This is a genomic window from Variovorax cryoconiti (assembly GCF_051216395.1).
Classification (GTDB): Bacteria; Pseudomonadota; Gammaproteobacteria; order Burkholderiales; family Burkholderiaceae_C; genus Variovorax.
The window spans coordinates 183,293-196,624 of record NZ_JBPJZI010000010.1; the positions used below are offsets into that span (position 1 = coordinate 183,293).

The following is a 13,332-nucleotide window of genomic DNA, read 5'->3' on the forward strand; positions in this document are numbered from 1 at the left end:
CGACCCATGGCCTATGAACAAGTCCTCTCGCAGGACGAGGTCGACGACCTGCTGCGGGGCGTCACCGGTGGCACGGTCGACCAGACCGCCACGCCCGACACCAAGCCGAAGGATGGCCTGCCGGCCTACGACCTCGGCGCGCCGGACCGCGTGGTGCGCAGCCGGATGCACACGCTGGAGGTCATCAATGAGCGCTTCGCACGGGGCCTGCGCGGCGCCCTGCTGAACTTCATGCGGCGCAGCCCGGACATTTCGGTCGGGCCGATCCAGATCCAGCAGTACGGCGAATTCGTGCGCCACCTGCCGGTGCCGGCGAACATCAACATGCTGCACATGAAGCCGCTGCGCGGCACCGCGCTGTTCGTGTTCGACCCGAAGCTGGTCTTCCTGGTGGTCGACAACCTGTTCGGAAGCGATGGCCGCTACCACGTCCGCGTGGAAGGCCGGGACTTCACGCGCACCGAGCAACGCATCATCAAGCGCCTGCTCGACCTGTCGCTGCAGTGCTATGGCGACGCCTGGAAACCGGTGTTCCCGCTGGACTTCGACTACGTGCGTGCCGAGATGCACGGCAAGCTGGCCAACATCGTGGCGGCCAACGAAGTGGTGGTGAACACCACGCTGCAGATCGAGTTCGGCCCGGTGGGCGGCTTCCTGCACATCTGCATCCCCTACTCGATGATCGAGCCGATCCGCAACCAGCTGTCCAACCCGATCCAGGACGAGGTCGAGGTCGACAAGCGCTGGGTGACGCAGATGTCGCGCCAGATGCAGTCGGCCGACGTCGAGCTGGTCGCCAACTTCGTGCAGATGACCTCGACCATCGGCAAGGTGCTCGCGCTGGAAGTCGGCGACGTGCTGCCGATCGAGCTCCCCACCACCGTCACCGCCAATGTCGACGGCATCCCGGTGATGGACTGCACCTTCGGCACTTCGAACGACCGTTACGCGCTGCGCGTGCAGCACATGATCACCCACCAAGACACCGAGCCCAAGACCGACCATGACTGACAACACCCCTGCTTCCGACGACACGGACGACTGGGCGGCTGCAATGGCCGAACAGACCGCCGCCGCACCGGCGCCCGCGCCGGCCCCCACGCCGGCACCGGCACCCGCTGCAACGCCCGCCACCGCACACGTCTTCCAGCCGATGGACGCGCCCACGGCGGCCAGCAGCGTCGCCGGGCTCGACCTGGCCCGCGTGCTCGACGTGCCGGTGCAACTCACCGCCGAGATCGGCCGGACCCGCATCACCATCAAGAGCCTGCTGCAGCTGTCGCAGGGCTCGGTGGTCGAGCTCGACGGCCTGGCCGGCCAGCCGCTCGACGTGCTGATCAACGGCTACCTCATCGCCCAGGGCGAAGTGGTGGTGGTGAACGACAAGTACGGCATTCGCCTGACGGACATCATCACGCCGTCGGAACGCATGCAGAAGCTCGCACGTTCATGAACCTGCTGCGCTGGCGCTCGCACACCGCCCTCGTGTGCGGCTGGCTGGTCGCCGCGAGCGCGCACGCGTCGCTGCCGACCGTGCCCGCACCGGTGGCCGAGGCCGCCCCCGTGGCAGTCGGTGCCGGCGGCGTGCTGCAGGCCGCCTTCGGCATGGCGATGGTGCTGGGCCTGATCTTCCTGTGCGCCTGGGCAGCCCGCCGCTTCGGGCTGCAGCGCTTCGGTACCGGGAACGTCGTGAAAGTGGTGTCGAGTTCGTCCCTGGGCCAGCGCGAGCGCGTGGTGGTGGTCGAGATCGACGGCACCTGGCTGGTCCTGGGCGTCACCGCCAGCCAGATCCAGACACTGCACACCCTGCCGGCCAAGCCCGGCGCCACGCATGCCGGCGCAGGCCTGGCCACGCCGGCCGCCCTGCAGCGCCCGCTCGACCTCTTCGCGCAGAAGTTCCGCGAATCGCTGGGCGTCAAGGGCCGACCGACCGCATGAACCCGCGCATTGTTCTTCGCAGCCTGCGCATCGCGCTGGCGCTGCTGGCGGCCACGCTGCCGCTGGCCGCCTGGACCCAGGGCCTGCCGGGCGTGACCAGCACCCCCGGCCCGGGCGGCAGCCAGACCTGGTCGCTCAGCGTCCAGACGCTGATGATGCTCACGTCGCTGACCTTCTTGCCGGCGCTGATGCTGAGCATGACCAGCTTCACCCGCATCCTGATCGTCCTGGGCCTGCTGCGCACCGCCATCGGCACGCAGTCGTCGCCACCCAACCAGGTGCTGGTCGGCCTGTCGCTGTTCCTCACCTTCTTCGTCATGTCGCCGGTCTTCGACAAGGTCTACGCCGACGCCTACAAGCCTTTCTCCGAGAACAAGATCACCGTCGAGACCGCCCTCACACGCGGCATCGAGCCCTTCAAGACCTTCATGCTGCGCCAGACGCGCGAGAACGACCTGGCCCTGTTCGCCAAGCTGGCCAAGGTGCCGGAAATGCAGGGCCCCGAAGACGTGCCGTTGCGCATCCTGCTGCCGGCCTTCGTCATCAGCGAACTCAAGACGGCCTTCCAGATCGGCTTCACGATCTTCATCCCCTTCCTCATCATCGACATGGTCGTGGCCAGCGTGCTGATGTCGATGGGCATGATGATGGTGCCGCCCGCCAGCATCGCCCTGCCCTTCAAGCTGATGCTCTTCGTGCTGGCCGACGGCTGGCAGCTGCTCATCGGCGCCCTGGCGCAGAGCTTCTTCACCTAGCCAGCCTTCGCGACGGAACCAGCCATGACCCCCGAAACCATCATGACCATGGGCAACCAGGCCATCAACGTGGCGCTGTTGCTCGGCGCCCCGATGCTGCTGGTCGCGCTCGTCATCGGCCTGGTGATCAGCATCTTCCAGGCGGCCACGCAGATCAACGAAGCCACGCTGTCCTTCATCCCGAAGTTGCTGGCGGTGTTCGCCACGCTCGTGATCGCCGGCCCGTGGATGCTCGGCAACATGGTCGACTACATCCGCCAGCTGTTCGGCAGCATCCCCACGCTGGTCGGCTGAGCCTTTGATGCCGGCCGTCTTCTCGGTCACCTCGGCGGAGCTGACCCTCTGGCTGACCACCTTCTTCTACCCCTTCGTGCGCATGCTCGCGCTGATGAGCACCGCGCCGGTCTTCAGCGAGAAGTCGGTGCCGCGTCAGGTGAAGGTCGGCATTGCAGCCATCCTCGCCGTGGTGCTCACCCCTGCGATCGGGCCAGTGCCCGCCGTGCCGATCGTCTCGCCCGGGGGGATCTGGATCATCGTTCAGCAGGTGCTGATCGGCGGCGCGATGGGCTTCGTCATGCGCCTGGTGTTCGCGGCCGTGCAGGCTGCCGGCGAATACATCAGCCTGCAGATGGGCCTGTCGTTCGCGTCCTTCTATGACCCGATGGCCGGCGGTACCACGATGGTGGTGGCACGCCTGCTCAACCTGCTCGCCATGCTGCTTTTCCTGGCCCTGGACGTGCACCTGCTGCTGGTGAGCGTGCTGGCCGAGAGCTTCCAGACGCTGCCCATCGCCGATGCGCCCTGGTCGGGCGGCGGCTGGCTGTTCCTGGTGCAAGGCGGCTCCCAGGTGTTCGCCAGCGGCCTGATGCTCTCCCTGCCGCTGGTGACGGCACTGCTCATCCTGAACCTGGCCATGGGCATCCTGAACCGCGCATCGCCGCAGTTCAGCATCTTCGCCGTGGGCTTTCCGCTCACGCTGCTGGCGGGCATCGCGATGCTGCTGCTGCTGATCCCGAACCTCGGTGCCTTTCTCGAGCCGCGCTTTGCGGAAAGCGCGGCAGGGATGCTGCGCTTCACGCAGGCCCTGCGCGGGCCATGACATCGTGCAACAGGCAGCTCCAGCAGCGGCCATCGTTCACATTCATCGCCCCGACGTCGCCAGCGATGGCGCCTCTTCCTACACGGTTGCCCCCTGGACAACGTAAGACTTGGCTGTTGTTCCCGACCACGGTCGGCCAGTCCCCAGACCCGCCGTGACGGTCTCGAGCAACAGTTCCCTTTTTTCGAAAGCCACCCCGATGACGCAGCCCGTCTTGATCGCATTCGACGTGGCCCCCGCCGACGTTTCCGCATTCCTGGATCGCGCCTCTACGGCCGACCTCGACGCCCTCGAATTCGGCGTCATCGGGTTCGATGCCGAAGGAGTCGTTCGGCGCTACAACACCCATGAATCGCGGATGGCCGGGCTGCCGCTCGATCGCGTGGTGGGACACCCGCTCTTTACCGTGGTCGCGCCGTGCATGAACAACTTCATGGTGGCCCAGCGTTTCGAAGACACGGCGCAGGCCGGCGGCGCGCTCGACGAGACGATCGACTATGTCCTGACCCTGCGCATGCGGCCGGTCAAGGTCAAGCTGCGCCTGCTGGCCGACCCGGCCCTCCCCTTGCGACATCTCTTCGTGCAGAGGCAGCGGTGATCTCCTGCGACAGCGCGCCGTCGCCCCTGGAACAGGACTACGAGGCGCTGCTCCAGTTTCTCTACATGGCGCCTGTCGGTCTTGCGCAACTCTCGCGCGACGGCGATATCGTGCTGATCAACCCGCTGTGCGCGCAGCTGCTGATGCCGCTTGCCAAGCAGGGTGACCTCTCCAACCTCTTCGACGTGCTGAAGTCGATCGCGCCCGATCTGGCGCATCGTGCGCGCATCTTTTCGCCCCTGCATGGCAAGGTGTGCGACGCCATGCACATCCAGACCCATGCCGGCACGCCGAGCCACGATGCGCAAATCCTGTCGCTCACCCTGCTCAAGCTCGATGCCGATCGGTTGATGGCCGTGCTCGACGACGTCACCCTGTCAGTCAAGCGCGACCGTGAACTGCGCCACAGCCAGGCGTGGATTCACAGCATCTCTGCCGGCATCCTCGATGTCAGCCATGCGTTGATGTCGCTGGACAGCCAGGGCATCGTGCAGGGCTGGAACGTCGGCATCCGCCACCTGACGGGCTTCGAGGCTGAAGCGACTGTCGATCGGTCCTACGCGAACTTCTATCCGGAGGGCGAGCTGCTCGGCCATCGCGTGCTCGAACGCCTTCGAGAAGCCGATCGGACGGGCTGGAACCTCGAAGAAGGCTGGCTGCGGCGCAGCAACGGCGAGCGCTACTGGGGAAGCTGCCTGATCGCCCCGGTCGAGGCGGCCGCCGAAGGGTCGGAGGCGGAACGCACCTACAGCCTCGTGATCCGCGACATCAGCGAGCGCCGCGAAGCCGACGAGGCGCTTCGACGGTCCGTGTGGTCCGATCACTTGACCGGCCTGGCCAACCGTCGCGCGTTTTTCGACGCCGCGTCGACCGCCGCACAGCGCTGCACGCAGTCCGGACAGCCGATCACGATCGTGCTGTTCGATGCAGACCACTTCAAGGCCGTGAACGATACGCACGGCCATGCCGCCGGCGACGCGGTGCTGCGCCATCTTGCAGCAGGGCTTTCGGCGACCTTCAAGCCTACGGATGTGGTCGCGCGCTTTGGCGGAGAAGAGTTCGTGGTGCTGTTGACGGACAGTTCCATTGCCGACGCCCAAGCCACCGCCGAGCGCTTTCGCGCGCACATCGCCTCCAACCCGGTCACCGTCGACAGCGTTCAGGTGCCCTGCACGGTGAGCGGCGGGGTCGCCAGCTGTGCCGACGGCGTCTCTGGCATCGACGAACTTCTGCGACGGTCCGACATCGCGCTCTACGCCGCGAAGGCTGCAGGGCGCGACCGCGTGGCCATCTGGGACGACGCCCTCGAGCAACAGGGCCGCGCCCCGGTCGGCGGGATATCGCCATGAGCACCGACGGCGTCGCTTACGACGCGCTGATCCAGTTCCTCTACCAGGCGCCCATCGGGCTGCTGCAGACCGAGCTCGACGGCGAGATCACCATGATCAATCCGATGGCCGCGTCGCTGCTCATGCCGCTGACCCGGGCCGGCGCCCTGACCAACCTGTTCGATGTGCTCGAGCCTTTCGCGCCCGAACTCCGTGCCCAGGCCGCTGCGCACACCAGCCCCGGCAACACCTTGGGCGACAGGACGCTGCCCATCCCGATCGGCGATCGCGCCCAGCCGGGCGCCCTGCTGTCGACCCTGGGCCTGCGGCTGGTGCGGCTCGACGCGCAGACATGGATGGCCACCATCAGCGACATCACGCAGGCGGTGCACGACGAAGAGCAGCACCTGCAGAAGCGCTTGCGCGACCTGTCGCGCAGCGACGAGCTGACCGCGCTGCCCAACCGCGCGGTCGCCGCCGAACACATCGAGGCGGCACGGGCCCGCACCGCAAGCTCGCCCGATGGCTTCTTCGCGATTGCATTCATCAACCTCGATCGCTTCCACCGCATCAACACCACGCGCGGTCAGGCCGCGGGCGATCAGCTGCTTCGGCTCGCGGCGGACCGACTGACCCAGCTGGTCTTGCCGGGCGGCGAGATCGAAGCGCTCGGTGCCCGTGGACTGCTCGTCGCTCGCCTGGGTGCGGATGAATTCGTCGTCGTGGCGCGCCAGCTGGCGCAGTGCGCGGTGGCGGCGCAGTTGGCGAAAAAGTTGGTCGACGTGCTGGGCGAGCCCTACGCGATCGACCACCAGCCCGAACACGTGAGTGCGAGCGTGGGCGTGGTGCTCGGGCAGCGCGACGCCGGTGACGCCGACTCCCTGATGCTCGACGCCAGCCTGGCCATGGGCGAGGCGAAACGGGCGGGCGGCGCCGGCTACAGCTTGTTCGACCCCACGATGAAACTGCGCGCTGCCCGGCGCGCCACCATCGAGACCGACCTGCGCGGCGCGGTCGGCCGGGGGGATCTGGCGGTGGCGTACCAGCCGATCGTGTCGCTGGCGAGCCGGCAGTGCGTCGGCATGGAAGCCCTGGTGCGTTGGAACCATCCGTCTCTGGGCAGCGTGCCACCGCTGGAGTTCGTCGGCATCGCGGAAGAGACGGGCCTGATCGCGGAGCTCGGCCGCTTCGTCCTGAACGAGGCCTGCCGGACGTGCGCGTCATGGAAGCGCCAGTTCGGCCCCGACGCGCCGCGCAGCGTGTCGGTGAACGTCTCGCGCGCGCAGTTGCTCGGATCCGACCATGCCGAGCATGTCCGGCAGGCGCTGGATTCAAGCGGCCTGGACGCCGTGGCACTGCAAGTGGAAGTCACGGAAAGCCTGGCGGCGCAGGACGATCGCGTTCAGCGGAGTCTTCAAGACCTCAAGACGCTGGGCGTCACCGTCGCGCTCGATGACTTCGGCACCGGCTATTCGTCGCTGGCGACCTTGCATCTGCTGCCCATCGACGTGCTCAAGATCGACCGGTCGTTCGTCATGCAGGTGGGCAGCAGCGAACACCATCGCGTGCTGATCGAGGCCGTGATTCTGGTGGCGCGCAGCCTGAACATGCGGACCGTCGCCGAGGGCATCGAGACCGAAGAACAGGCGATCGCCCTGACGGGGCTCCATTGCGACAAGGGGCAGGGCTACCTGTTCGCGCGGCCTCTGTCGCGCGAGGCCATGACGGCCTGGCTGGCCGAACGCATGCGGCCAGGCGGCTCGCCCTGACCGCGCCGGCCGCCTGCGCCTTCCTCCGCTCAGCCGGTCAGATGTAGTTGAACAGCGCGATGTTCGACAGGCGGGCGAAGGTCAGCTGCGTGGCCTTCAGCGAGGTTTCGCGTTGGTAGAAGTCCGAGATGGCGCTGGTCAGGTCCAGATCCTCGATGCTCGAGAGGTAGCTCTTCTCCATCAGGTCGCGCGCGGCGCCGCCATCGTCGAGCGCATCGATCTCGTTCATGCGTGAACCAACCGAGGAGCGGATCGTCAGGACGTTGTCGTGTGCGTTCGTCACCTTGACGTTGGCGGTGCTCAGCGCATTCAGCAACTTGGCGCGCGCCGGTTCGCCACCGCCTTCCAGCGGCGTACGCAGGGCCGTCACCAACTGGCCGATGCTGGCGAACACGTCGGTGCCGGCGTTCTTGGCCGTCGTGACGGCGAAGGTGTCGCCGTCGACGGGCGTCCCGGAAATGCTCAGCTGCACGCCGCCGAAGGCGATCGGCGTGCCGGCCACGAAGGCGCCGGTGCCCGCCACGACCGGCGGCGTGTCGTTGGTGGTGACGGTGTAGTTGCCGGCCGCGAAGCTGACGACGAAATCCTTCCCGTAGTTGGCCGCGGTGGCATTCACGACGCTCACCGCACCGAAGATGCCGGTGCCGGTGTTCGCCGTGCCACCCGAGGTCACGTAGCCGGCGCCGCCCTGGACCGACTGGAACACCGAACGGCCGTCGTCCGAACTCGACATCTGGCGTGCCACGTCGACCTGGATCATGCGCTGGCCCTGGTCACCCACGAACTGGATGCCGCCGCCGGCGCTGGTCGCGAACGGCGCGCTGCCACTCTTGTAGCCCGCAAACAGGAACTGGCCGTTGCCGTCGTCGGTGTTCCCCACCGCGACGAGCTGATCGAGCTTGCTCTGCAGAGTGGTCGCCAGCGTCGCCCGGTCGGCGTCCGACAGCGTGCCGTTGCCGGCAGCCACGGTGAGCGTCTTGATGTCCTGCAGGATCGTCGTGGCGCTGTCCAGCGCCGTTTCCTCGTGCGACAGGGTGAGCATGGCGCGTTCGCGGCTGGTGGCGAACTGCTTGGACTCCGACAGGGTCTGCGTCACACCGAGGACACGGGTGGCCGCCACCGGATCGTCGCCGGCGGTCAGGAACTTGGTGCCGGCCGACAGCATCTGCTGGGTTCGGAAGAGTTGCTGCTGCTGCGAGTTCAAGGCAGACAGGTTGCGCTCGTAAAAGGTGCTGGTGCTGATACGCATCATGACTCCTGGATTCGAAAAGAGCGGGGGCTCAGTTGCTGATGCCCAGGATCGCGTCGAACATCGTCGAGGCGGTCTGGATCACTTTGGCATTCGCCTGGTACATCTGCTGGAACATCAGCAGGTTGGCGGTTTCCTCGTCCTGGTTGACGCCGGACACCGACTGCTGGCTCATCTTGATCTGGGAAGCGACGCTGGTCTGCGTCTTCTCGGCCACGGCGACTTCCATGGCGCGGTTGCCCACGGTGCTCACCAGCTGTGCATAGGCACCGTTGAAGGTGCTGGTGCCGCCGCCGATGATGGTCGCGCGCTGCAGGCCCGCCATCAGCAGCGCATTGCTGCCGTCCGACACGCCACCGACGTTCTTGCCGATGGTGAAGGTGTCACCGTTGGCCGGAGCGCCGGTCAGCTTCACCGAAATGCCGTCGAAGCTGATGCTCGCACCGGCGGTGTAGGGCACGGCCGTACCGGCCGCGTACACGGTCGATGTGCCGTTGGCCAACGTGACCGTCACGGCCGACGTGGCCGGAAAGCCCGACAGCGTGCCGGTGGCGGCGTCGTAGCTCATGGTGACGTTCGAAGCGAGCGGCGCGGCGAGGTAGCCCGCATCGATCGTGGCCTTGCCCAGCAGGCCCGAACCCTGGTTGGTGGCCGTGTTGCCAGTGACCACGGGAGAAGCCGCGGCGACCTTGGCCGGGTCGAGCACCTGCACGGTCATGTCGCGCGCGCCGGTACGGGTGGGCTGCACCGTGAAGGTGTCGCCGAGCGTCGCCGCGCCGCTGTCCAGTGCGACGGTGACGCCGTCGAAGGTGGCGGGGAAAGTCGTGAAGCTGCCGACCGGCGTCTTGTCGGAGACGCGCGTCACGACATAGGTGGGCGTGCCGGCCACGTTCTTGTACTCGACGGAGTAGTCGCTGGTGGTGAGCGCCGAGGTGTCGGTCACGCTGGCCGAGATGACGGCGTTCCCGGTGTTCCTTGCATTGCTGAGCACGGCGGGCGAACCCACCGAGAAGAAGTCTTGACCCAACGCGCCCGTGAGATCGACGCCGAGCTTGTGCTGGTCGTTGAAGGCGTCGGCCAGGGCGATCGACAGGCGACCGATGGCGTTTTGCGTGGGGATCAGGGTTTCGGTACGGAAAGACATCAGGCCACCGAGCGAGCCGCCCGTGATGGCATTGGGGCTGAGTTCCATCACGTTGCCGGCCAGACCGACCAGCGCCACGGCCGTGCGGGTCGGGTCGGCTGCCGATGGCACGGCCATCATCGTCGCCGCACGGTCGCCCACCACCAGCGACTGGCCGGTGGCGATGAAGACGTTGTACTTGCCGCTGTCCTGCTCGAGCACCTTGATGTCGGCGATCTGGCTGAGCTGGCTGACGAGTTGGTCGCGCTGGTCGAGCAGGTCGTTCGCCGGCTGGCCGCCGGACGTCGCGGTGAGCTGGCTGATCTGCTGGTTCAGGCTGGCGATCTGCGTGGCGTAGGTATTGATCTGTTCGACGCTGCCCTTGATCTGGTCGTTGACCGAGCCGTTCAGGTCGGTGAGGTACTGGTCGGTCGATCGGAACTTGGTGGCGAGCGCCTGCGCCGAGCTGATGAGCTGCTGGCGGGCGGCCGGGTCGGCCGGCGTGTTGGCCACGCCCTGCGTCGCCGTGAAGAAGCTCTGCATGAGCGGGCTGATGCCGGAGGTCTTGTCGGCCAGCAGCGAGTCGATGCGGTCGATCTGGGTCCCGTAGCTGGTCAGGCCTGCTGCCACCGATTGCGCGGTATTGAGCTGCGCCGTCAGGTAGCTGTCGTAGCTGCGGCTGGTCGTGGTCACCAGCGCGCCCATGCCGACGAAGCCGGAGCCCGTGGCGATCGCGCCGTTGGTGGAGATCTGCGCCACCTGGCGGCTGTAGCCCGCCGTGTAGACGTTGGCGGTGTTGTGGGCGGTGGTGACCAACGAGCTGCGCGCTACGTTGAGGCCACTGAGGCCCGTCAGGAACATGTTGCCGGCCATATGCTTGGATACCTGTTGAGAGGAGTGTTGGGGGCACCGTTCGATGCCATTGACTGTTTATCGGCAGTGCCGAAGGAATCTGAAGGGGGATTCGATTGAGCGAACAGCGAGGCTTTCACCTCTCTCTTCCCCGTTTGACCGCCGGCTCAGAACGCGTGAAGGAGCCGTCGCGAGCGCCCCGAGCTTGCGTCGAGGACCGGAGCCGCACTCGTGTGCGGTGAGGACCGCAGATGCGAGATCGGGGCGCGCAGCAGGTTCATTCGCGCGTTCTCAGTGCTCTGCGCCCACGCGGAACACCCCGACGGCCTGCACCAGGTGGCCGGCCTGCTCCTGCAGCGACGAGGCGGCCGCAGCGGCCTCTTCCACCAGCGCCGCGTTTTGCTGCGTGACCTGGTCCATCTGCGCGATGGCCTGGTTGACCTGCTCGATGCCCGAGGTCTGTTCCTGGCTGGCCGAGGAGATCTCGCCCATGATGTCGGTCACCCGCTTCACGCTGGCCACGATCTCGTCCATGGTGCGACCGGCTTCGGCCACCTGCTGGCTGCCGGTACCGACCTTGCCCACCGAGTCGTCGATGAGCACCTTGATTTCCTTGGCGGCAGCCGCCGAACGCTGCGCCAGGCTGCGCACTTCCGAGGCCACGACCGCGAAGCCACGACCCTGTTCACCGGCGCGGGCTGCTTCCACGGCAGCGTTCAGCGCCAGGATGTTGGTCTGGAAGGCAATGCCGTCGATGACCGCGATGATGTCCACGATCTTCTTGGACGACGCGTTGATCGAGCCCATGGTGTTCACCACCTGGCTCACCACGGTGCCACCGCGCACGGCCACTTCCGAGGCCGACGCCGCCAGCTGATTGGCTTGGCGCGCGTTGTCGGCGTTCTGCTTGACCGTCGACGTGAGTTGTTCCATCGAGGCCGCCGTCTGCTCCAGCGAGCTGGCTTGCTCTTCGGTGCGCGAGGACAGGTCCTGGTTGCCTGAGGCGATCTGGCTCGAGGCCGTGGCGATGGTGTCGGTGCCCTGGCGCACCTGGCTCACCACCCGCACCAGCGCATCGCGCATCGTTTCGACGGCGCGGGTGATGGCGCCGATCTCGTCGCGCCGTGGCGATGCCAGCGACTGCGACAGGTCACCGTCGCCGATGCGTTGAACGTGCTGGCTCAGAAGCGTCAGCGGCCTCACGGTGCGGCGGATGTACACCACCAGCGCCACGCCGAGCAGCGCCGCGGCCACGGCGATGAAGGCGCCAAGGCCGGCCATCTGCCGGTACAGCGGATCCAGCACCTCGGCGGCCGGCACTTCGGCCACGACGCGCCAACCGGTCATCTGGCTCTGGGCCACCGAGGCATAGCGGCGCCCGTCGACACCCTGCGCCAGAACGGCCGGGGCGTCGTCGATCCAGAGCGCATCGGGCTCGGTGACGCGGCGCGCCCACGCGGCCGCGCCGGCACCGAGCACGTCCGCGAGCGGCTTGCCCGCGGCCGTGGGATGGAAGACCAGCCGGCCTTCGCCAGCCGGGTCGAGAATGTAGAGACCGCCCTGTTCGAAGATGCGCGTCTCTTTGACGGCTTCCGCGAAGGCGGCCTGTTGCTGGGAAATATCGAGGCCGATGTACAGCACCGCGACCACTTTGCCCGACGCGTCGCGCACCGGGTCGTAGACCGTGATGTACGGCCGGCCGAACAACGTGACCCGGCCCATGAAGCGCTTGCCGCTGCGCAGCAGCGGGTAGGCGGCGCTCTTGCGGTCGAGCAGCGTGCCGACGGCGCGCTCGCCGTTCTCCTTCTTCACCGAGGTGGTGACACGGCGAAAGTCCTCGCCGACCGCCACGAACACCGTCGCATTGGCGCCAGTGAAGCTGCTGGCGAACTGATCCACCTCGTGGGTCGATGCCGCATCGATGGGCACCCCCCCCATGCTCAACACGCCCTGCGCCGCGTCGTCCAGCGCGAAAGCCGCGGTGAACTGGCGGCGGAACACGCCGAACGCGTTCTCGGCGTTGAGTTGCATCGTCTGGTCGAAGATGTCGAGCGACTTGGCGATCGCCTCCGCCTTGGCATTGGCGTATTGCGCGGCGCTCTCCCGGTGCTGGGTCGACGCCAGCATGTAGAACACACCCAGGATCAATGCCGTCACCGCGACGATTGCGAGCGTGGCCCGGACACTCAGGGTGCGAACCAGCGAGACGAAACCAGGGGAGGTGGAGGAAGAGCGCATGGATGTACCTATGGGGGTCGTGGTTTCAGAACTCGGCCCAGTCACCGTCATCGCCGGCCGGCAGGGCCTTCGGTGCCGGCTTCTTGGCTTGCAGCGCGACCGGCCGTCCGGCCGAGGCGCGCGGGGTGGGAGCAGCGCTGCGAGCGACCGGCTTCACCACCATCGGCGTGAAGCGTGGCTCGACCGCGCCGGCGCCTTCTGCGATGCGGAAGATGCTCACGGCTTCGACCAGGCTCCCAGCCTGTTCCTGCAGCGAGGCGGCGGCGGCCGCGGCCTCTTCCACCAGCGCCGCGTTCTGCTGCGTCACCTGGTCCATCTGCGTGATGGCCTGGTTGATCTGCTCGATGCCTTGGGTCTGCTCGTGGCTCGCCGCGCTGATCTCG

At 67.1% G+C, this 13,332-nt stretch carries 12 protein-coding genes and 1 pseudogene; 9 read left to right on the forward strand and 4 right to left on the reverse strand.

The genetic code is table 11. The features are described 5' to 3' along the window. The first annotated feature begins 6 nt into the window (after nucleotides 1–6). The 9 genes from fliM (at nucleotide 7) to ACSFA2_RS21735 (ending at nucleotide 7,487) form a co-directional block, all read left to right on the forward strand. Nucleotides 7–1,011, forward strand: a complete 1,005-nt coding sequence (gene fliM, locus ACSFA2_RS21695) for a flagellar motor switch protein FliM (protein ID WP_435457391.1) — start codon at nucleotides 7–9, stop codon at nucleotides 1,009–1,011. Then, on the forward strand, nucleotides 1,004–1,453 hold the full coding sequence (gene fliN, locus ACSFA2_RS21700; RefSeq protein ID WP_435457392.1) for a flagellar motor switch protein FliN: 450 nt from the start codon (nucleotides 1,004–1,006) through the stop codon (nucleotides 1,451–1,453). Before fliM ends, fliN begins: the two co-directional genes overlap by 8 nt. Beyond that, the gene (fliO, locus tag ACSFA2_RS21705; RefSeq protein WP_435457393.1) at nucleotides 1,450–1,938 is read left to right on the forward strand and encodes a flagellar biosynthetic protein FliO; all 489 of its coding nucleotides are present in this window, start codon (nucleotides 1,450–1,452) and stop codon (nucleotides 1,936–1,938) included. The genes fliN and fliO overlap by 4 nt, the downstream gene beginning before the upstream one ends. Next, nucleotides 1,935–2,693: a flagellar type III secretion system pore protein FliP gene (fliP, locus tag ACSFA2_RS21710; RefSeq protein ID WP_435457394.1), complete on the forward strand. Its 759-nt coding sequence runs from the start codon at nucleotides 1,935–1,937 to the stop codon at nucleotides 2,691–2,693. The genes fliO and fliP overlap by 4 nt, the downstream gene beginning before the upstream one ends. Before the next feature lie 24 nt (nucleotides 2,694–2,717). Beyond that, nucleotides 2,718–2,987 carry a flagellar biosynthesis protein FliQ gene (gene fliQ / locus ACSFA2_RS21715; protein WP_262076454.1) on the forward strand — a complete coding sequence of 90 codons (270 nt, stop codon included), beginning with the start codon at nucleotides 2,718–2,720 and terminating at the stop codon, nucleotides 2,985–2,987. Between the two features lie 7 nt (nucleotides 2,988–2,994). Then, the gene (gene fliR / locus ACSFA2_RS21720) at nucleotides 2,995–3,792 is read left to right on the forward strand and encodes a flagellar biosynthetic protein FliR (protein WP_435457395.1); all 798 of its coding nucleotides are present in this window, start codon (nucleotides 2,995–2,997) and stop codon (nucleotides 3,790–3,792) included. Between the two features lie 199 nt (nucleotides 3,793–3,991). Further along, nucleotides 3,992–4,390, forward strand: coding sequence for a PAS domain-containing protein (locus tag ACSFA2_RS21725; protein ID WP_435457396.1), 399 nt, complete (start codon nucleotides 3,992–3,994; stop codon nucleotides 4,388–4,390). After that, on the forward strand, nucleotides 4,387–5,739 hold the full coding sequence (locus ACSFA2_RS21730; RefSeq protein ID WP_435457397.1) for a sensor domain-containing diguanylate cyclase: 1,353 nt from the start codon (nucleotides 4,387–4,389) through the stop codon (nucleotides 5,737–5,739). The genes ACSFA2_RS21725 and ACSFA2_RS21730 overlap by 4 nt, the downstream gene beginning before the upstream one ends. Further along, on the forward strand, nucleotides 5,736–7,487 hold the full coding sequence (locus ACSFA2_RS21735; protein ID WP_435457398.1) for a putative bifunctional diguanylate cyclase/phosphodiesterase: 1,752 nt from the start codon (nucleotides 5,736–5,738) through the stop codon (nucleotides 7,485–7,487). Before ACSFA2_RS21730 ends, ACSFA2_RS21735 begins: the two co-directional genes overlap by 4 nt. 37 nt (nucleotides 7,488–7,524) lie before the next feature. Here the strand turns inward: ACSFA2_RS21735 and flgL are convergent, their stop codons facing one another. From flgL to ACSFA2_RS21755, 4 genes and pseudogenes are all read right to left on the reverse strand, one after another. Next, the gene (flgL, locus tag ACSFA2_RS21740) at nucleotides 7,525–8,736 is read right to left on the reverse strand and encodes a flagellar hook-associated protein FlgL (RefSeq protein ID WP_435457399.1); all 1,212 of its coding nucleotides are present in this window, start codon (nucleotides 8,734–8,736) and stop codon (nucleotides 7,525–7,527) included. Nucleotides 8,737–8,767: 31 nt separating this feature from the next. Beyond that, entirely contained in the window at nucleotides 8,768–10,732 is a 1,965-nt protein-coding gene (flgK, locus tag ACSFA2_RS21745) for a flagellar hook-associated protein FlgK (protein ID WP_435457400.1), read from the reverse strand. Nucleotides 10,733–11,002: 270 nt separating this feature from the next. Beyond that, nucleotides 11,003–12,949, reverse strand: coding sequence for a methyl-accepting chemotaxis protein (locus tag ACSFA2_RS21750; protein ID WP_435457401.1), 1,947 nt, complete (start codon nucleotides 12,947–12,949; stop codon nucleotides 11,003–11,005). 25 nt (nucleotides 12,950–12,974) lie between these two features. Beyond that, a pseudogene (locus ACSFA2_RS21755) lies at nucleotides 12,975–13,332 on the reverse strand (methyl-accepting chemotaxis protein); the annotation flags it as partial.